The sequence below is a fragment of the Sphingobacterium sp. HMA12 genome (genome assembly GCF_002933815.1).
Taxonomy (GTDB): Bacteria; Bacteroidota; Bacteroidia; order Sphingobacteriales; family Sphingobacteriaceae; genus Sphingobacterium.
Window position 1 is genome coordinate 264,710 of sequence record NZ_BEYR01000004.1, and the last position, 19,064, is coordinate 283,773.

17 protein-coding genes are annotated in these 19,064 nt (G+C 42.7%); 13 read left to right on the forward strand and 4 right to left on the reverse strand.

The genetic code is table 11. The features are described 5' to 3' along the window. The first annotated feature begins 11 nt into the window (after positions 1 to 11). Genes HMAT_RS20220 through HMAT_RS20245 form a run of 6 tightly spaced genes read left to right on the forward strand, consistent with a single transcriptional unit; the run spans position 12 to position 6,965 of the window. Positions 12 to 1,910 (forward strand): RagB/SusD family nutrient uptake outer membrane protein, encoded by a 1,899-nt coding sequence (locus HMAT_RS20220; RefSeq protein ID WP_199768724.1) that lies wholly within the window; start codon positions 12 to 14, stop codon positions 1,908 to 1,910. Positions 1,911 to 1,936: 26 nt separating this feature from the next. Then, complete coding sequence (locus HMAT_RS20225; protein ID WP_199768725.1) at positions 1,937 to 2,641, forward strand: DUF3823 domain-containing protein; 705 nt, start codon at positions 1,937 to 1,939, stop codon at positions 2,639 to 2,641. A gap of 40 nt (positions 2,642 to 2,681) precedes the next feature. Further along, on the forward strand, positions 2,682 to 3,488 hold the full coding sequence (locus tag HMAT_RS20230; RefSeq protein WP_158656028.1) for an endonuclease/exonuclease/phosphatase family protein: 807 nt from the start codon (positions 2,682 to 2,684) through the stop codon (positions 3,486 to 3,488). A 19-nt stretch (positions 3,489 to 3,507) separates the two neighbouring features. After that, positions 3,508 to 4,839 (forward strand): IPT/TIG domain-containing protein, encoded by a 1,332-nt coding sequence (locus HMAT_RS20235; RefSeq protein WP_104384682.1) that lies wholly within the window; start codon positions 3,508 to 3,510, stop codon positions 4,837 to 4,839. 47 nt (positions 4,840 to 4,886) lie between these two features. Further along, the gene (locus HMAT_RS20240) at positions 4,887 to 5,711 is read left to right on the forward strand and encodes an endonuclease/exonuclease/phosphatase family protein (RefSeq protein ID WP_199768726.1); all 825 of its coding nucleotides are present in this window, start codon (positions 4,887 to 4,889) and stop codon (positions 5,709 to 5,711) included. Positions 5,712 to 5,765: 54 nt separating this feature from the next. Beyond that, a complete protein-coding gene (locus HMAT_RS20245) occupies positions 5,766 to 6,965 on the forward strand; it encodes an endonuclease/exonuclease/phosphatase family protein (protein WP_104384683.1) in 1,200 nt (399 codons plus the stop codon). 127 nt (positions 6,966 to 7,092) lie between these two features. Here HMAT_RS20245 and HMAT_RS20250 read toward each other — a convergent pair whose 3' ends face one another. Both HMAT_RS20250 and HMAT_RS20255 read right to left on the reverse strand, forming a co-directional pair. Then, positions 7,093 to 8,118 (reverse strand): LacI family DNA-binding transcriptional regulator, encoded by a 1,026-nt coding sequence (locus HMAT_RS20250; protein WP_104384684.1) that lies wholly within the window; start codon positions 8,116 to 8,118, stop codon positions 7,093 to 7,095. A gap of 433 nt (positions 8,119 to 8,551) precedes the next feature. Further along, complete coding sequence (locus tag HMAT_RS20255) at positions 8,552 to 9,247, reverse strand: hypothetical protein (RefSeq protein WP_104384685.1); 696 nt, start codon at positions 9,245 to 9,247, stop codon at positions 8,552 to 8,554. Between the two features lie 121 nt (positions 9,248 to 9,368). Between HMAT_RS20255 and HMAT_RS20260 the strand changes: the two genes are divergently transcribed. The 5 genes from HMAT_RS20260 to HMAT_RS20280 are packed head-to-tail and all read left to right on the forward strand — an operon-like array spanning position 9,369 to position 12,376. Beyond that, a complete protein-coding gene (locus tag HMAT_RS20260) occupies positions 9,369 to 10,121 on the forward strand; it encodes a hypothetical protein (protein WP_104384686.1) in 753 nt (250 codons plus the stop codon). Between the two features lie 19 nt (positions 10,122 to 10,140). Next, positions 10,141 to 10,533 carry a helix-turn-helix domain-containing protein gene (locus HMAT_RS20265; protein ID WP_371412055.1) on the forward strand — a complete coding sequence of 131 codons (393 nt, stop codon included), beginning with the start codon at positions 10,141 to 10,143 and terminating at the stop codon, positions 10,531 to 10,533. Beyond that, the gene (locus tag HMAT_RS20270; protein WP_104384688.1) at positions 10,526 to 10,843 is read left to right on the forward strand and encodes a hypothetical protein; all 318 of its coding nucleotides are present in this window, start codon (positions 10,526 to 10,528) and stop codon (positions 10,841 to 10,843) included. Before HMAT_RS20265 ends, HMAT_RS20270 begins: the two co-directional genes overlap by 8 nt. After that, positions 10,836 to 11,390 (forward strand): BfmA/BtgA family mobilization protein, encoded by a 555-nt coding sequence (locus HMAT_RS20275; protein ID WP_104384689.1) that lies wholly within the window; start codon positions 10,836 to 10,838, stop codon positions 11,388 to 11,390. Before HMAT_RS20270 ends, HMAT_RS20275 begins: the two co-directional genes overlap by 8 nt. A gap of 5 nt (positions 11,391 to 11,395) precedes the next feature. Beyond that, the gene (locus HMAT_RS20280; RefSeq protein ID WP_104384690.1) at positions 11,396 to 12,376 is read left to right on the forward strand and encodes a DUF5712 family protein; all 981 of its coding nucleotides are present in this window, start codon (positions 11,396 to 11,398) and stop codon (positions 12,374 to 12,376) included. A gap of 246 nt (positions 12,377 to 12,622) precedes the next feature. Here HMAT_RS20280 and HMAT_RS20285 read toward each other — a convergent pair whose 3' ends face one another. Further along, positions 12,623 to 13,831 carry a hypothetical protein gene (locus tag HMAT_RS20285; protein WP_104384691.1) on the reverse strand — a complete coding sequence of 403 codons (1,209 nt, stop codon included), beginning with the start codon at positions 13,829 to 13,831 and terminating at the stop codon, positions 12,623 to 12,625. A 191-nt stretch (positions 13,832 to 14,022) separates the two neighbouring features. Further along, on the reverse strand, positions 14,023 to 14,391 hold the full coding sequence (locus HMAT_RS20290; protein WP_104384692.1) for a helix-turn-helix transcriptional regulator: 369 nt from the start codon (positions 14,389 to 14,391) through the stop codon (positions 14,023 to 14,025). 667 nt (positions 14,392 to 15,058) lie between these two features. Between HMAT_RS20290 and HMAT_RS20295 the strand changes: the two genes are divergently transcribed. After that, a complete protein-coding gene (locus HMAT_RS20295; protein WP_104384693.1) occupies positions 15,059 to 15,862 on the forward strand; it encodes a redoxin domain-containing protein in 804 nt (267 codons plus the stop codon). Beyond that, the gene (locus HMAT_RS20300; RefSeq protein ID WP_104384694.1) at positions 15,859 to 19,056 is read left to right on the forward strand and encodes a SusC/RagA family TonB-linked outer membrane protein; all 3,198 of its coding nucleotides are present in this window, start codon (positions 15,859 to 15,861) and stop codon (positions 19,054 to 19,056) included. Before HMAT_RS20295 ends, HMAT_RS20300 begins: the two co-directional genes overlap by 4 nt. Positions 19,057 to 19,064: the final 8 nt, after the last annotated feature.

Genomic DNA, 19,064 nt, shown 5'->3' on the forward strand with positions numbered 1-19,064 from the left:
ACCGTTATACTATGAAAATGAAATATTTCAGTCCTCTCTTTGTGAGCTGTGCACTTACACTGAGTTTATATAGCTGTAATGATTATCTGGATCGGGAACTCACTAGCGGTGTCATAACTTCTGATTTGATCTGGGAAAGCCCGCAGGCGATACAGTCCGTGCTGGTCACCATGTACGATGAAGGATTAAGATTAGATGAATTTGACGACTGGTTTACAGGAAAATCTAATCTGCTCAACTTGACTTCCTTGTCGGACGAAGCCACAGGGGCGTACCAGAAGGATTATGCGTTCAGTAATGCCAATTCGATATATACCTATAGTGATTATGTATTTGAAGATCCGTTTGCGACCAGATACGTACAGATACGCCGCACCAACGACTTCCTCAAGAAGCTGAACGAGACTGCTGTCCTGAGTACGGAAGAAAAACGTGTGATCGACGCTGAAGCACGCTGGATAAGGGCAATGCAATATTTCGGACTGGTTAAACGCTATGGAGGAGTTCCTCTGCTGACAGCGCCGCAGGAATATGTGCCCGGAGATTTTGAAGGATTGCAGGTACCTAGAAATAAGGAGTCAGAAGTGTATGATTTTATTATCGCTGAGTGTAAGGCAATCAGTGATATCCTTCCCGCATCCAGAACTGCTGAAAGTAAATATAGGGCATCTAAAGGTGCCGCGCTTGCTCTATGTTCGCGAGCTGCGCTTTATGCTGGTTCAATTGCAAAATATGGTTCGAACGCCAATTTAAGCGGTGAGGCGGTCACACGTGGATACGTGGGAATAGCATCCAGTGAGGCAATGCGGTATTTTACGGAATCATACAATGCTTCAAAAGCATTGCTGGACGCAGGTACCTATAGCCTTTACAATAAAAATGCCGACAAAGCGGAGAATTTCTATGAACTGTTTTCCAAAAGTGTTAATGGTAATAATGGGGAATATATCTTTCAGAAAACATTCAATGTTTCAGCGGGAAAAGGTCACATGTGGGATAAGATGAATGCTCCTTTTTCCTATCGTGGTGACGGATGGGGATGTGGTGTAACTCCTACGCTTGAAATGGTCGAAGCATTTGAATACAGCGATGGAAGCCCCGGTAAATTGGCCTTAAAAAATACGGATGGGACACCACGTAGTTTTGATAGTCCCTATGATCTTTTCGCTGGCAAGGATCCGCGTCTATTTGCTTCCATCTATGTACCCGGAGCTCCTTTAAAGGGCAGCAAGGTCGAATGGATACGGGGGGTGATCAATGGACAAAATGGCTCGGGACAAAAATATCAGGCACAGAATCAGCCGGACAAAGATAATGTGGCTACAATCGATGGCGTGAGGTACAATACTTCAGGTAAAGATGGTGGTGCAGACGTGGGAGATGCTTCAAAAACGGGGTTTTATATGCGAAAGTTTTTTGATGAAACGCTTACGGATATGACTAATATTGATGCCAAACGCTCGGAAACACCTTGGGTAGTATTTCGCCTTGGTGAAATTTACCTCAATCTTGCCGAGGCCTGTGTAGAGCTCGGCGGAAGAGACGCAGAGGCTCTCCAGGCGGTTAATGCCATTCGTTCGCGGGCCGGGATCCAGCCTCTTGAAGCGATATCCACCGCTAAAGTAAGACAGGAGCGAAAGGTAGAGCTCGCTTTTGAAAAGCTGCGTTTTTGGGATCTCAAACGATGGCGGGTGGCCCATTTGGATGAATCTCAGGGCGGACTTACCAACTATAGGGGCACCGCATTATACCCTTGGTTCAATGTCAAAAGTAAGAAGTTTACTTTCGAAACCGGAGTTCCTCCTAAGCAAAAGAGATTATTTCTGGAAAGAAACTATTATATCCGCATCAGTCCGACGGACTTGAGCACAAACCCGCAACTGGTTCAGAATCCGGGATACGGTAATTAATTGAGATGTATAAAATTATGATAAATATGAAGAATATTTTTTTTATGCTCGGTGTTATGCTGATTGCTGTCATGAACAGTTGTGAAAATGAGATCGATAATCTGGAGGCTCCAAATGGCGGACTGCACGGAACCGTTTATGATATGGAAACAAACAAGCCTATTCCGCTGCCCGTGGAGGGATCGGGTGGCGTACTGGTTTCTTTATTTGAAATAGGGACAAATGCGACTGCTTCTGTCGATTTCAGAGCGAATGCAGACGGATCTTATACCAATAATAAAGTGTTTAACGGGAAGTATAGGGTGGTCGTAAATGGTCCTTTTATAGGGGTTTGTGAAGGCTATACCACGGTTAATGGGCAGACGCAGTACGATTTGAAAGCTACCCCTTTTTCCCGTATTGCAGCGTCGGCGACCATTTCCGCAAGAAATCAGGTCGAAATAGCATTTAAAGTCAATAAGGCGGATGAATCCTTTACGTTTACCAATGTATCTGTCATGTGGAACTATACACCGCGAGTAGATGAAAATAATGCTAATTATGTCACAAAGACCGCGAAAGGCAAAATAGAAGAAGGTACACATGTCTTTGAACTGGCCAATGACAAACAATTTGTCGAGAACTTCTACAAAATCAAGGCAAATGGCAACAAAATCTACGTCAGGGTAAGTGCGACGGTAAACGGTGTCGTGAATTATAGTGATACCATAGAATTGATAGCAAATGACTGATCAAATAACACGCAAAGTGAAACCTACAAAAAAGTCACTGATGAAAAAAATTATAACATTAAGTATCCTAGGTTTTTTATTGGCATCATGCAGTAAAAATGATACCAAGGTGGAAGAGCCACCTGTCACTGGTGTTTCTGTCAAAACTATGACTTACAACATCTATGCGGCGCAAAAAAGAGGCATTGAGGCCATCGCCGAAGTGATCAAGAAAAATGACCCCGAACTCGTAGGACTACAGGAGGTAGAGGTAAATTCTACCAATCTGAATTTTGATACTGGTAAACGACTTTCGGAACTCACGGGAATGCCTTATTATTATTTTGTTAAGGCACGTAACTTGGCACAAGGTGAGTATGGAAATTTGATCCTGTCTAAATTTCCCCTCAAAGAAACGAAAACATATTTGCTGGATGTACTTACATCGGAAGCCAATGCATACATTAGGGCGCTCGGAACTGTCAAGGTAAGCAAAGAAAATAAGGACTTTTATTTCGCCGTAACCCATCTGGACCATTTGTCCGATAATGCAAATAGGCTCCATCAAATTGATCTGATCCGCCAATATACCAAAGATCTTGCATTGCCGGTCATTCTGTCCGCAGATTTAAATGCCAAACCTACGGAAGAAGCCTATAAAGTGCTGACCAAATGGTTTACATCTGGGTGCCTCAATGGATATTGCGGTTTTACGGCTGGGACGCCTAAGCCTGATGGAACCATAGATTATCTGATGTATGCGCCTACAGATGCAGCAGTGACAGAGACATATGATGTTGATTATAGTTCTTATTCGCAATCTGATCATTTTCCGGTCGTTGCAAACTTTTTGATCAAAAATCCATAAAATTTTTACCTAACAAACCATGACAATAATTAGTTTTTTTAAACGGTCAGGTGCCAGAAACCTCTGCTTTGCGGCATTGATGGCATTCAGCATGGGCGTTGTGAGCTGTAATAAAGATCAAGGCAGTGACATGTCTTACCCTGATAAAACTGATGGGGCTCAAATTACACAGTATACGCCGATCTCCGGAGGGTCCGCAACTGAGATATCGCTGTACGGAAGCAACTTTGAAACAGATCTGACAAAAATTAAGGTGACCATAAATGATAAGGAAGCGGCGGTATTGAGTTCGAATGGACGTATCATTACGGCCCGCATTCCACAGAATGCCGGTTCTGGAAAAGTCAAATTGACCATTGGCGGGAAAGAATATATTTACAAACAGGCTTTTGAATATGGCTACCAGACTGTAGTCTATACGTACTTGGGAAGTACCAAGGACGATATGGATGGGGACTATGCCCAAGCCAAATTGTCGGGGCCACGATATTTGAAATGGAGCAAGGATAATGCGCTTTATTTTGTCGAAGAGGGGGCAAGCAGCCGAGATAACTTCGCAGCACTCCGTGTAGCATCAAATAACAATGTGACGACCTTACTCAAGGCTTCTGAAAGTACGCTGTTTGAACGCCTCCGGGCTTTTGACTTTTCAATGGATCAGAGTACATTGTTTCTTACTAATGACAATAACGCAAATGGCTCCATGGGCCTGGGCAAAATGACGAAATCTTCAGGTAAGTACAACAATTTGACAGCTTTGTCAGCGCAAGGGGGATTAACCGCTGTCGCAACTAACCCAGTGACAGATGAGGTATTCGTGGGAGTATATTCCGGGGGAAAGATATGTCGATTAAAACCCGATGGTAGTCTGGAGGGACTGTTTGGTGTCAATTCAAAAAACGTGAATATCATGGACATCATTTTCTCTAAGGATGGTCAAACCATGTATATTTCTGGCGCTTACAATGCACACAGTGTTTATCGTGTTCCTTATGACATAAGCACCAAGAGTTTTGGAACAGTACAGGTACTTGCTGGACCAAATGCCAATACAACAGGGAATGCGGTGGGAAATGGAGAATCTGCCCGGTTTAACACTCCTGCACAGATGGATCTGGATAACGAAGGAAACTTATATGTTGCCGATCGTAAAAACCATTGCATTCGAAAAATTACGACCACCGGTACGGTAACTACTTACGCGGGTATTGCGGGTACAAATGGCCTGCAGAACGGAAACGCTTTATCAGCAAAATTTTATGAGCCCGAAGGCCTGCAATTTGGTCCTGACGGCGCATTGTACGTCGCTGACACCTGGAATCACGTTATTCGAAAAATAGTTATAGAATAACTAAAATATGTTTTACCAAATTCTTACTTAAATTAAAGAATAGGATCATGATGATAGCTTTGTCTAAAGCAAGAAATCTAAACTTGCGTCTTCTACTGTTTGCTTTAATCACTGCTGTTCTGGTGGCTGTAAGCGCGAATGAAACTTCTGCTCAAAAATTGAGCGGTGAAGTTGAGATCAAAACGATGACCTACAACATCTACAGTGCTCGAAAAATGGGTATTGAAGCTATTGCAGCGGTAATCAGAAAGGTCAACCCCGATGTGGTCTCTCTACAAGAAGTAGAACGCAATACCGATGTGAATCCGATGGATTTTCCTAAGGAAATAGCGGCGTTGACGGGAATGAAATATTATTTTTTTGCACATGCGCTCACCCTGAAGAAAGGAGACTATGGAAATGTTATCCTTTCAAAATATCCGCTTTTGCAAACAAAGTCCATTCATTTGGGGGTTGCTGATGATGGGGATGATACGCGATCTTTTGGATATGCGTTGCTGGAAAAGGATGGTAAACAGTTTTATTTCGCCACGACTCACCTGGGCTATAAAAAGGACGATGCCACCCGTTTAAAACAGATCAACGAGATTTTGAAGGAAATTAAAAATTTAAAGCAGCCGATCATTTTAGGGGCTGACTTGAATTCTCGGCCTAATTCGCAGACGATGCCGGCTTTGCAGAAATGGTTTACTTTGCCTTGTCAAATCTCAAATTGTGAATGGACCGTACCGACTCCAAAGCCTACATATACCTGTGACTGGTTAATATATGCACCTCACCAGGCTTTTGAAGTTAAGGACTACGCGGTTCAATTTTGGGCGGACAAAGAGTCAGACCACTATCCAGTTGTGGGAACATTTAATCTGAAATAGTCTTAGTGAACGCTATCGTCGTAATTGTTTCATGTTAACCAAAAGATATAAATTGTGAGAAAATTAATTTATGGACTGCAGCTGGCACTTCTGTCCGGCTGCATCTTTGCAGCTTGTGCGAAAGATTTAGCAAAGTCATCACCGGCTGACGAAACGCTGTCCTTACCAACCGAAGTACAAAGTTCAGCAACAATAGCCGGAAGCGGGGGGTACGTCATGATGACTTTTAATATCCGGCAGGATGCACCCGATGCGGGAAACCGTGCATGGACGGTCAGGCGATCTTTGGTCAAAGAAAGAATCTTGGAACATGACTGTGATATAGTCGGAGTTCAGGAAGCTTTAGGAAATCAGATGGACAATATGGCCTCAGATCTGCAAGGCTACAGCAAAGTGGGCACAGGACGAGAAGGAAATAGTTCTTCTGAGCACTCTGCCATATTTTATAAAAACACAAAATTTAATGCTTTGGAAAGCGGTACATTTTGGCTGGCGCCTGGAGCACCTACAGCTCCGGCCGGACCAGCCTGGGATGCTGCATACAAGCGCATCTGTACCTGGATAAAGCTTCAGGATAAACAGACGGCAATGATCTTTTATGTATTTAATACGCATTTTGATCATAAAGGTGCTGATGCTAAGGTTAATAGTGCGAATCTTTTGTTAACCTATATGCAAAACAAAATTGGCGATCTTCCGGCGGTACTGATGGGCGACCTAAATGCAAATCAAAATTCTGCCGCATATAGTGTGCTTAATAGTCCGTCATGGTTAGAAGAAAGCTGGAATATCGCTGGTTCTAAGTCGCCTGCATTACGTGTTACCGGTAATGGATGGAACATTAGCCCAAGCGGGGATAGTCAGATCGACCATATCTTTGTTACCGGTCAATGGTCAGTTTCCTCCAGGTTAGTCGATTGGTACCATAAAGATCCCGGAGGAATATTGCCTTCTGATCATTTTCCTGTTATTGCGCGACTACAAGTAGACGGGGTAAGTATTTTCAAAGATGCACACTATGGTGGTAAGGGAGTTTTCTTACCGAGAGGGACTTATAACTTAGCTGATCTCAATGCCCGAGGCATTGAAAATGACTGGGCATCTTCGGCTAGAGTACCAAATGGGCTTACTTTGACGATCTATGAACACCAGAATTTCTTAGGGATCAACTGGGTGTTGACGACGGATACACCACTGTTTTCTCAATTAACACCATCGGGCAATGATAAGGCCTCTTCAATGAAAGTGCAATAATAACTGATTACACTCTTTTTTTTAATAATCTTCTTTCGATTAGTTATTGCTACCTATCGGAAGAAGATTATTTTAGTACTCATGATATCTTAAATTTGAGGAGTCTTTTTTTCCCTTTAATACGATTCTATGTAAAACTTTTTCTTTCAGATGATTTTCTTGTTTTTATCACTGAGGGCAATACCACATGACTAGCATTATCCCTTGTTGGCTTTTCTATTTGCTTTAGCAATAATTTTATGATGTTATTACTTAGTTCTTCCAACGGCTGGCGTACGGCGGTGATCGTTGGAGAGATCAGGTTAAACGCCTCATGATCGTCAAAGGACACAATTCCGAAATCCGTTTTCGTGTTAGTCGTTAGGTTATTTATTGCAGCCAATCCTGCTAGACAAAGATAATTGGTTGCAAAGATGATAGCATCCAGTTCCGGATTGTTCTCAAGAAAATCTTTAATAAGCTGCTGTTTGATTGCTTTTTTTGATTCAAACGGTATAAAGGCCACTTTAGAATCAATAGCTAATTTCACCATAACCTGTTCATAACCTGATAATCGCTCATGCATTTGGCTTTGTGTAGATTCGAGTGTAACGAATCCAATCTGACGAAAACCCCTATCATAAAGATGCATACAAGCTTCTATCGTTGCTTCCTTGTTGTTCGTTCCGACGAAATCTACCCCTTCGACCGGATCCCGATCAAATAGAACAATTGGGATATGTTCATCGACCATTTCTTTCACTATATTTTCTATTCCTTTGGTTGGCGCAATAATATAACCATCTAATTGGCTCCGTCTGAAAAAATTGATAATCTCAATGGCTGTATTGGTGTCACCGAGCGTACTACTATACATTATTCTATAACCTTTCGTTTTGGCTAGATTTTCGATCATAAGTGCTATTGGTCCAAAGAATGAGTCAGAAATATCTTCAACAATAAGTCCGATACTGTTGCTCCGTCCTGTTGCAAGGCTTTGCGCTAAGTGATGGGGATAAAAACGAACCTCTCTGACATAATCTAATACCTTAGTCTGTAATTCTTTACTGATGCGTCTCTCATCAGCTTTTCCGTTAATGATCAATGACACGGTTGACTTTGCAATATTTAAGTGTTTCGCAATGTCATTTATTGAGATCTTTTTATTTTCCATAAGTTCTGAAGCTTAAAAATATACATTTTTATTTCAAAAATGGAAGTTGAGTTGCATTTACACCCATTAATTTTGCAGAAACATTTCAATAGATAAATATATATAATTTGAATGCTAATCAAATTGTAAAGGAATTCAATTATCTTATTAAACAATTGTAAACCCCATAGTAGGACGAGACATTAGAGCAAGCAGAAGTTGGGCACAGCCCTACTTTTCTTGTCCCCTGCTCTGCAAATAGGGTTTAGAGTATCCTCCGGGGATACTCTTTTGGCTTAACGATACCGCTAAGCCTCGTTTTAGTATACTGAACAGTATACTTTATAATTCAATCCAACATGGGAAATAATAGGCTGTATATCGAATAGACAATATATCTATTAGGCTATCAATATAGATAAATATATCGCTGGTTATCTGAATAAGCATTCATTTAGCTATAACTGATGTAGCTTTTACCACCCATCTCTTCGAATATGAAAACTTTGAATACAATTTTTGACAATAATTCCATCACTTGATTGGTTAAGGTGTTAAGCTCCAATCCCAAATACAACAAAGTTTCTCTTGCATCCCATTGGAACCCCATCCGCTGCAGAAGGCTGATCTGATGGTTTCCGATAGCGTTTCTATTTCTGAGAGTTTTTATTTTGGGAATCCGTAGGCATAACTTTCTACCGCTGGTAATTATGATACCAAGATCCAGTTCACTATCGAACATCAGTACGACTTTTTGAACTTCCTTCCGTTTCAATTTCTCTAGTAGATCAGCCACAACCCTGGAAAAGGGCGAGTCTGGGTTCACATTACTATTCAGTCCCTCCAACTTCTTCTCGGCATCTCCTATCCACTGCTCGTAAAGTTCCCTTAAATTTTTTTGACCCGCCAATGAGCGATTCTTTTTACAGTGGGTAATCTGCCTAATCAGGATCTGTTTTTCACCATAATCGGGGTCAAGGATTGTCTGCAATATCTGTAACTCCCTATTGACCTGTCGCAACCTTTGTGCATAATAATCTGCCATCATATACTCCCATTCCTTAATGCCGGTAGAAATTAACTTTTTCAAGTCCCTTGCTTCCTTCTGGTACAATCCGATCAACATTTTTAATCTGTCTAAATCATGCATAGTATTGGTCGTTTACCAAATTTACTTATTGTTTCTCGTTAGAAGAGCGTCCCCAGATAATATTATCCATATCCAAAGGATTGATTCATATCAATTGTAATGATTTTATTAAATTCGTTATATGACAGTAACTTACTTTAAAGCAAGAAAAGCGTTTGATTTCAATCCGAACCCTTTTGATTTAGGAAATATTCTGGGTCTCAAAATGGGGTACGAAGACAATCACTTCCTTTTGAAGGTCTATGATCTGGAAGAGAAAATATTTCAAGATTATTATCAGTACCATCTGGAACATTACCTTTCCGGAGGAAACCGCTCGGAAAAAGATTTCTTTTCCCATGTCTGGCGTATCGTGTCCGATAGGATTGATTATTTTAAGGGACAGGATCCCTTTTCCTCAAAGCACTCCCTCCATATCTCCAATATCAAGAAGTTGGGTGAATTCCTGGATTTCCTCGCACCGCTCGACAAATGGAACATCAGGCCAAATGATATGCTGGTAAAAGAGAAAGACCAAGAGATCTCAAAACTTCGATCAGAGGTCGAAGTTTTACAGACCAAACTTGCCGATCTGGAGAAATATGAAGTCTCCGTAAAGCCGATGATACAGGATGATCACCTCCCCACATTTATCGACCTATTGCAGCAGATGAAAAATCTGAACCTTCCCAACGGAAGGAAGCTATTGGTCAGTGACCACGAAAGTCCCTATTATAAAATGGTCTCAAAATATTTTGTCTACAATGGCAAAGATATACCGGTAAATACCGTCCGGAACTATTTTGTACAGAAAGACCCGAAAGATTCCATGAAAGGTGTCAAAATTCCGAAAGAAAAGAAACTGTTCGAGATTATTCCCAAAATTCCGCTTTAACGGCTTTCCTGTCTGATTGATGAACATGACCATTGCGGTCGGATGGTCATCCAAAGTCCTCTCCCGGATCACAATTTTGCAACGGTGGCACGGCATACAGCCTGCCCGGTATTGTTTACAAAATTGGTATTCTATGGTATTGGACATTCTGACAAAAGAAGACTTACAGGTATTTAAGAGAGAGCTGCTCGATGAAATCAGACAGATCATAAAGGAAAAGAGCTTAGCGCAAAACGGAGATAGAGAATGGCTCCGTAGCCGGGAGGTAAGAAAGAAACTGAACATATCTCCGGGCACTTTGCAGAACCTGCGGATAACCGGAGTACTGCCCTTCAAGAAAATCGGAGGCAGTATGTATTATCGCAGTAGCGATGTAAATATGATGATGGAAGGAGGAGACGGCAATGGTTAATAATACGCATGACCATAACTTTAGCGTTTATTTTGAACATATCACGCAGGATGATAGACTACTCCCTTCACATATCGGGCTTGTCATTGCCCTATGCTATTTTCAGCAGCATGATAATTTCAACGATTTTTTTCATACGAGCCGCAGGAAACTGATGCATTTTTCCCGCATACGTTCCATTGCTACCTATCATAAATGCCTTTCCGAACTTGTCCGGTTTGGTTATCTTGAGTATATCCCCTCATGGCATCCGACCAACGCAAGCAGGTTCAGGTTTATCATGAACAATAATCCCGGCAGCAATGGCTAGGTCCGATGAAAACACAAGGTCCGTCCGCTTCCCCATGGAAGTGGACGGCAGGCTCGAACATCTTTCCCTTAAACTCGGTCGGACAAAACGCCTGCTGGTGATACAGATGGTAGATTATTTCTACAGGAGCAAGAAGGATCCGGCCGATCTGAACGATGAGGTGCTGAAAAAGGAACTTTCCAGTGGAGTAAGCCGTATACTTTCCTTTATCAGAAAGCAGGAAACCGACCTGTTGGTACCCCTATATTCCATGCTGGATGAACTGACGACCATGCACAGACAACAATCAGGAGCGATAGACATTATTTCTAATGAACAGCAGCAGGCATCAAAATTTTTGAAAGCCAATACGGAATATTTCGGGAGCCTTGATAAAGTCCTTAAGAAATTACTTTTGGGGATCGCAGAAAAACAGGAGCTAAAAGATAGTTTCAGAAAGATCCTTGAACATTATATCAGTCAACGGGAGACGCTGGGCTGGTCGGTCTCTGCCGCCAGAAAGGAAGAACTGGCCAAACAGGTCAGAGAAGCACTGGATAAACTTTAGTCGCTATGTATATCAATATCACGGATTCCGAAACAGGGAACAATAAGGAAAGCTGCGGGAATCTAGTCTCTTATCTTGAGAAGGAAAACCGTCTTGCTGAAAACAAAGTGCCCCAGCATTGGTTCAATGGGGCTAGCAGTAACATCAGGCCGCATGAAGTCCGTATCGGTATAGATGGCAATATCGCCAAGCTGGGAAAAGATGACAGTAAGTTTTTTCTGATCAACATCAGCCCCAGTAGAAAAGAGATCGACTTTCTGCTGTCTACCTATGGCGAGCAGGGCGCGAGGGAAAAACTGAAAGAATACGCCGTAAGGATCATGGATGAATATGCACGCAATTTCAGGCGCCCAGGAATAGAAAGCAATAATGATCTTTTGTGGTTTGGCAAACTGGAAAACTACCGGTATTACAGCCATAAGGACAGAGAGGTAAAAAATGGCACAAAAAAAGTAGGGGATCGTAAAGAAGGGCCGCAGTTCCATGTGCAGGTCATCGTCAGCAGAAAAGATATAACAAACAGGATCAAGCTTAGCCCTCAGAACAGGTCACGGGGAAGGAATGTGGAACATTCAAAAAAAATGGGACAATTTGACCAGATGGCTTTCAAGCAGTGTGGCGAGACAGTTTTCGACAGGATGTTCGGCTTTGACCGAAAATTGAAAGATACACTACTCTACGCAAATACGATGAAGAACGGAAATATTGACCAGCAGGCGGCAGTGCATACACTTGACAGACAATTGAAGAGTGGCGGAGATACAGCAAGGGAAAAGCAGCAGGACGAACCGATTCTTTCAAAGGTGGACTTAGAGAAATTTCCACAGCTAACAGGATGGGGACCTTTATTTCCAGAAGCTAGTTGGGGGCTATTGGATATTCTGCTAGCTCCAGTTCAGGATTTCGGAGGACATGATACCGTTTCTGCAGAAGAGGAAAGAAAAAGAAAGCGAAAAAAGAGAGGCAGGGGTCGAGGTATGCGCTAATAATAAAGAATTTTATATATCTGCATATATCAATAACTGTAAATATGGATATCTATTGTCACCGCAAAAGCAAATATAGCCACGATGGTTCAAAGGTCAAAGGTGTAGTGAACGCTCAATCACACCGCCCCTGCTAGCGCCCCTGACCAAATTGTACCATCTTGCCTTCTGGTGGCCTAAGCGCTGGCAATAGGATGGTGTGTTCAAATCAACTGCCGTTAAGGAGAGGAAAATCTGGTATTTTCTTTATTTCAGCATAGACATATAACGGTATATAAAATCAGGACTTTTGAGGCTCTCCTTTCCATGTTTATTGATCTGATCAGCATATTGCATCAGAGAGCCACACCCTGCTTTGTTAAAGAGTTTGCGTAGCCCTTTATCTCCTGCAATATCGTAAAGTAAAAAAGCGTCCATGCTGTCTATCATCAGGTGCTTCCTGTCGAGCAATTTCAGTTTGGTCATCTCTTCAAGTTTATTGCTCTCCGGTGTTCCCGAATTGGTCAGGAACAGGAAAGTCCGGATCAGCCACTTGTCCCTTTGGAGCGATATGACAAAGTAACCCACCTTGTGGGTGGCGAGATAACATTCCAGCAGCAAATAATCCTTTTTTACAATGGTACGGGCACTTCCTTCCCGCATTATATATCCAATATAGGCCTGCACGTATCCTCTCCAAAACACCGCGCGCTCTTCAAAGCGGTCGAGTGCATGCTGCTGGGCATAGATTGGAAGCGGTATATCTTCTTCAACATTGGCCAGTCCCAACTGGCTCGGTCGGATAGAGATCCAGTCAAATTCATCTACTTTGAACGGAGAGGGTACTCCCATACGGACGATTACCCTTTTCTTACCGTCGATATCCTGTAAAGCTGTGCTATGGGCCAGACGGTGAATATAGATTTCATTGGTCCCACCGAATTGTTCTATCGCCATCCGGTCAAAACTGAACCGTACTGTACCCCTGTAAAAATCATAGAGCTGCAGATCGTTGATGCTCATGATCTGTATAATATTCGTGCGCTGCTGACTGAACCACTCTTTAGTGGTGAAATAGGGCGCGAACACCTCCCGTAACTTGGAAAACCCTTTGATCCTCGTGCCCACTCTGTACTGTATATAATGAAGCAGGACAAGCGCATCAGTCAAAAAGCGTGCATAAGAGATCTTTTCTCCCAGCAGGGTTTCGATATATTGACTGCTGAGCAGTTCGGCCAAAGTTTGCTTATAATTTTTGAGCTCCTCTTCATTCATGACACGATTACCACGCAGGATCACCTTGATCTCGGGATATCTATATAGGTATAATAGTCGGAGGCTACTTTCAGGAAGAAGCTCAAAATATCCCTTGCCAACCATTTTTTCACAGATAATGCGTAACCTGTGGTAAAATACCCGACGGCGGGCCTGTTCCTTCTGGCCGTAACTGATTTTTCGATGGCTCGATTTAGTCATACCCCTCCATTTGGCTTAAATCCTCTAGATGTGAGATCCTATCCTATAAAAAGAGGATTTAAATATTCCTTAAGTTAATAAAAATCAGGTCAATTTCCAACATTTAGAAGTTGAAATGAGCTAATCCTGATGGATTCTATATCGTTAATGTCAATTATGCCCAGACTCCTAGTTATTATAAAAAGTCTATATTACTTTTTGCCTAGCTTTTGTTCCAGCTCAGCTATATATTTCCGCTGCAAGAGAAGAATTTCTTCGTTTTTGCCTAATAAGATATCCTTCAGATTTATCTGTTCATTGAGGTCATCTACTTTTTGTTCCCAATTACTGACTTCCAACTCTTTAAAAACTTTAAAAGGAGCATCTTGGTAATAATACGATAGAAAATCATGATTTAATACCAAAGCTATTTCCTTAAGGAGTTCTATATCAATTGTGGAACGTCTATATATACTTGCCACTCCTTGCTTAGTTTTGTTAATTTTATCACCTAATTGTTTCTGACTGATTCCCTGTTCAGTCGCAACTCTTTTTATTATCTGTCCAATGTTAATCTTCATAAGACAAATATTAGTTTACTAATAATCTTAATTGACACCCAAAAGGATCTAATAAATTTACTTTAGTATGTTTTTATTTTACTTATTTAAATATTATTCTTATATTTGAATAAGAATTTGATAGTGTTTTACTAGTGGATCACATTTGAACAAGATTTGAACCCAATACATTAGCTATCGTTCTGGCTTTATTACAGTATTGGTTAGTCCTCCCCAGGCAAAATAGGAAGCTAACCAAGGCAAGTGAAGCCCCATGTCGTGCATGTTAAATTTTATCATAAATTTACATGATTGAGCGACATGGTGTGCTCACTCGCTTTTCCAAACCTGCCTGGGGAGGGAGCGAGCAGAGGCCCATGTCGCTTAATTATTTTTTAGCCTCCCTCGCTCATAACTCATAAAACAAGAAGTTATGATAGCATTAAAGAAACAATTACTTCAAAATTTAGCATGCCCACCCGAATAGTGTGGTACAATAACCATATGCCGCTCCCTCTTTGTCCCGACCGAATCCGTCATAAATTTTCCAAGGGCTGGGAGCGGCTATTTTTTATATTATAAGCCAAAAACAAACCAATTTTCTATCGAAAAACAAACGCAGATAGCGTAATGGGAGAAGTATGCTTTTTTCGCGCCGCTGATTTTTCGACCATAAACAGACCATATTATGACACTCATACTGTTACTGATAAAAGATATTCTAAAAACGCATCTTTATAGGGGAAACAACCTGTTAAAGACGTTAACGGCGGTTTTCGTTTCTATGTTTAGTTTATGTTCCGCACAGTCCGTGGAAACACGGGCTGATGCCGGGCAATCCGCTAAGAAAATAACACGGGAGAACATTCCTTTTTTCGTCGATATAATCGACAAAAAGGAAAATTCACGGGAACAGTTAATGTACTATCCAAATGCCGATCTGGAGAAGTATCCGGTATTTCAGTATCGCGCAAAAATAGATAGAATAAGACCTTTAAAGGTCGGTAAAAATGTCCCCGACGAAATATGGGATCTGCCGGTCAGGATTGTTGGTGACATCCGGGGAAGAGATAGTATAACCCTGCGGGAACTTGCGGCAGATAAGATCCTCGTGCTCGATTTCTGGGCGAAATGGTGTTCTCCCTGCCTGAAATCCATGAATAAGTGGAAAGAACTACAGCCAAAATATAAAGGGGAGGTCCAGGTGGTCGGGCTGATGCTCGATTGGGATTACAAAGCCGAACTGATGATCCATAAAATGGGCTGGAATATGCCGCAGCTGATCGGACCGGAGGTATATTTACTGAATTACTATTTCTGCGGAACGCCAGTTACCGGTCCGTCAGCTTGGATCAACAAAGGCAAATTCATTGGCCTTTCTGATGCCAGGGCTGACAGCGAAAAAATTATCAATAACCTATTGCTCGGTCTACCACCCTCATTCTCGGAAAATGGAGACCGCAAACTAAAGAAGGGAAAGGAGGAGCTATGAAAAAAATAATACTCTTCTTTTTTTTAATCTCTTTTCTGGAAGGAAAAGCGCAGATAGCCGGAAAGATCATCGGAGAAAATAATATTCCGCTATCTGGAGCGACTGTGGCCCTCAAAGAGGCTAGGCAAACGATGCTGTCTGATGAAAATGGCCATTTTTCTTTCGGCAAAGTATCCTTTCCCGATACATTATCCGTCCGCTTTGTTGGATACATTGAACAGAAAGTCGCGGTAAATTCGGCAGGCCGGAATCTGCAAATCCGATTGGTCCATGCAACGCAGGCAATAAGTGAAGTACAGGTCGTAAACACAGGGTTTTACCAGATCCCCAAAGAAAGAGCTACCGGATCATTTACTACCATAAACAATGAGCTTTTAAACCGCTCTGTGGGAGCGAACATACTTGAAAGGCTCGACGGTGTTGCCTCAGGGGTTCAGTTTGTCACACCGAACGGAACAAAACCTTCGGATATCCGTGTTCGGGGCCTCGCAACGATCCAATCGGATGCCAGTCCACTGATCATCGTGGATAATTTCCCATACGATGGCGATATCACATCCATCAATCCGAATGACATAGATAATATTACAGTTCTAAAAGATGGAGCATCCGCTTCTATCTGGGGAGCACGTGCCGGCAATGGAGTGATCGTGATTACAACAAAAAAAGGGCGGTATAATCAGAAGGGAGTACTTTCCGTTAACAGCAATCTGTCCATCGGCCGGAAACCCGACCTGATGTACAGCCGAAACCGGCTGCCGAGTGAAACCGTAATGCAGATAGAAAAGGAAAAATACCTTCATGGCGGATTCTATATTGATACTGATAATCAGGTACCATTCCCCAGGTACGTGGAAATGCTGATCGCCCGGGACAATGGTTCCATGACGGAAGAGGAGTTTCTCGGCCAGGAGAATATGCTCAAGAAAACGGAAGTCAGAAAAGAGGCCATGCGGTACTTGTACCAGCCATCAGTCGTCCAGCAATATGCGCTGAATGCCCGCGGAGGGGGAGAAAATTATACTTATTTCCTATCGGGAGGCTATGACAAAAATAGGGGCGAAGTAATCGGAAATACAGGGAACCGTGTCAGCTTTAGTACACAGAACACGTTCAGGCCATTGAGGAACCTCGAGGTGATGAGTTCGGTGTGGTATAGTCAGCAGCATGGAAAAGAAAACGGGATCACCCTGAACGACCTAAAAGGACACGTAACAAGCGTAGGCCTGTCTCCTTATACAAGATTGATGGACGAAAACGGGAATCGCCTGACCCTGATAAAGGAATATCGCCAGAGCTATATTGATCGGGCCAAAGCTGATGGACTGCTGGACTGGGAGTACAATCCTTTACGGGAGCGTGACCTGATAGATAAACGTAGAAAAAGTGAGGAACTGCGGTTAAATGCCGGCCTCCGGTATGATTTTCTTCAAGATTTCCATCTGGACATTACTTATCAGTACACAAAAGGAAGTTCTTTTCGCAGTGTGTTATACGACAGGGACAGTTATTTTGTGCGGGATATGGTCAATCGTTTCACGCAGGATGACGGAAAAAAAATCATACCCTATGGTGGGATATTCATAAATGAATCCCCTGAATCGCTTCTGAGCCATTCGGCAAGGGGACAGCTGAACTATAACGGCAGTTATGGGAAAGACCATCAGGTCTCCGGGCTGATCGGCGGCGAGATACGGGAATTCAGGCGGACCATTACACCGGGCTCAACACTTTATGGCTACAATCCCGATATAGCAATGGGCCTGACAAATCTGGACTATTCGCAGGGCTACAACCTGCGTCCTGACAGCTACGGCTATATATCGTCTCCCGATTATACAAACAGAATTTTTGTGGACCGTTATCTTTCCTATTTCGGGAATGTGGGATATACCTTTAAAAAACGGTATATCCTTTCAGCCTCGCTGCGATGGGATGGCTCCAATCTTTTTGGTGTAAAGACAAATCAGAAAGGAACACCGCTGTATTCCCTTGGTACGAGCTGGGACATTTCGCAGGAAAACTGGTTTGCGGTAAGAAATCTGGAATATCTCCGGATACGGGCAACCTATGGCAGTGCCGGAAATGTCAATAAATCCGTGAGCGTATATCCAACGGTCAGGCACATGGGGGCCGACCTGACAACGGGGGTGGACAATGCTCAGATATTATCTGTCGGGAACCCGTCGCTCCGGTGGGAAAGAGTCAATACATTCAATATGGGCATTGATTTTCGTTCATTTGGAAATAGGCTGTCCGGTACTGCCGAATATTTCAGAAAGAACGCTTCCGACCTGATCGGCGAAGATATACTCCCCCCCAACACTGGTATTATTGAAGGTGGGAGCGCCAATAATTCCAGGCTTATAAATTATGCGGATCTGGTTACAAACGGGTATGAACTGCAGCTAAATTCCATAAATACGGATGGCAGGCTAAAATGGACCTCTGCACTTCTGCTGAATCTTGTCAGGAACCGTGTCACCAGATATGCGCAGAACAATAATGTGGTGATTTCCGATTACCTGGACGGAAAGGTTCCCGTAGCCGGCATGAGCAGGGACGCCATGTTCACTCTTCCATGGTATGGACTGGGCAATACGGACGGTCTGCCCATTGTATATGTTGATGGCAGGGAAAGCAGGGACTATACCAAATTTTATTCGGGGCTGGCTTTTAATGACCTAACAGCAGCGGGCCTAAGTGTGCCCCCATTCTATGGAACGCTCCGAAATGCCCTTAACTATAACGGGGTTGGCCTGGAATTTACATTGAGCTGGAAAACAGGCCATTCCTTTCGTGCAAATTCAATGAATTCCGGGGGCGAGTATACGCTTGACTATAATATGGATTATTTTAAGCGGTGGCAGAAACCCGGAGACGAAAACAGTACCGATGTTCCTGCCACTCAGGAGATCGGCAAAACCATTCCCTATTCGAATATCATATATAGCAATTCTGCCATATTGATCAAAAGGGGAGACCAGATCCGTCTTCAGGATATCCGGTTATTTTATGACCTGCCGATTTCGGTGGCAAAAAAGCTTAAATTCAATAATATGCGCTTCTATGCAATGGCACGTAACCTCGGTGTTTTATGGCAGTCCGGTGACCGCAGTGTTGATCCCGATTATTCCGGAGCGGAATATGTAGCGCCAAAAACAATCACATTGGGAATGCAATTGGACTTTTAATAAAACAT

What these genes read in the sequence shown, in the direction of transcription:
- HMAT_RS20250 (WP_104384684.1), bottom strand. Translation starts at nt 8,118, where the DNA reads ATGGAAAATAAAAAGATCTCAATAAATGACATTGCGAAACACTTAAAT.
- HMAT_RS20280 (WP_104384690.1), top strand. Translation starts at nt 11,396, where the DNA reads ATGTATATCAATATCACGGATTCCGAAACAGGGAACAATAAGGAAAGC.
- HMAT_RS20230 (WP_158656028.1), top strand. Translation starts at nt 2,682, where the DNA reads ATGAAAAAAATTATAACATTAAGTATCCTAGGTTTTTTATTGGCATCA.
- HMAT_RS20235 (WP_104384682.1), top strand. Translation starts at nt 3,508, where the DNA reads ATGACAATAATTAGTTTTTTTAAACGGTCAGGTGCCAGAAACCTCTGC.
- HMAT_RS20225 (WP_199768725.1), top strand. Translation starts at nt 1,937, where the DNA reads ATGAAGAATATTTTTTTTATGCTCGGTGTTATGCTGATTGCTGTCATG.
- HMAT_RS20290 (WP_104384692.1), bottom strand. Translation starts at nt 14,391, where the DNA reads ATGAAGATTAACATTGGACAGATAATAAAAAGAGTTGCGACTGAACAG.
- HMAT_RS20300 (WP_104384694.1), top strand. Translation starts at nt 15,859, where the DNA reads ATGAAAAAAATAATACTCTTCTTTTTTTTAATCTCTTTTCTGGAAGGA.
- HMAT_RS20265 (WP_371412055.1), top strand. Translation starts at nt 10,141, where the DNA reads ATGAACATGACCATTGCGGTCGGATGGTCATCCAAAGTCCTCTCCCGG.
- HMAT_RS20255 (WP_104384685.1), bottom strand. Translation starts at nt 9,247, where the DNA reads ATGCATGATTTAGACAGATTAAAAATGTTGATCGGATTGTACCAGAAG.
- HMAT_RS20270 (WP_104384688.1), top strand. Translation starts at nt 10,526, where the DNA reads ATGGTTAATAATACGCATGACCATAACTTTAGCGTTTATTTTGAACAT.
- HMAT_RS20285 (WP_104384691.1), bottom strand. Translation starts at nt 13,831, where the DNA reads ATGACTAAATCGAGCCATCGAAAAATCAGTTACGGCCAGAAGGAACAG.
- HMAT_RS20220 (WP_199768724.1), top strand. Translation starts at nt 12, where the DNA reads ATGAAAATGAAATATTTCAGTCCTCTCTTTGTGAGCTGTGCACTTACA.
- HMAT_RS20295 (WP_104384693.1), top strand. Translation starts at nt 15,059, where the DNA reads ATGACACTCATACTGTTACTGATAAAAGATATTCTAAAAACGCATCTT.
- HMAT_RS20275 (WP_104384689.1), top strand. Translation starts at nt 10,836, where the DNA reads ATGGCTAGGTCCGATGAAAACACAAGGTCCGTCCGCTTCCCCATGGAA.
- HMAT_RS20240 (WP_199768726.1), top strand. Translation starts at nt 4,887, where the DNA reads ATGATGATAGCTTTGTCTAAAGCAAGAAATCTAAACTTGCGTCTTCTA.
- HMAT_RS20260 (WP_104384686.1), top strand. Translation starts at nt 9,369, where the DNA reads ATGACAGTAACTTACTTTAAAGCAAGAAAAGCGTTTGATTTCAATCCG.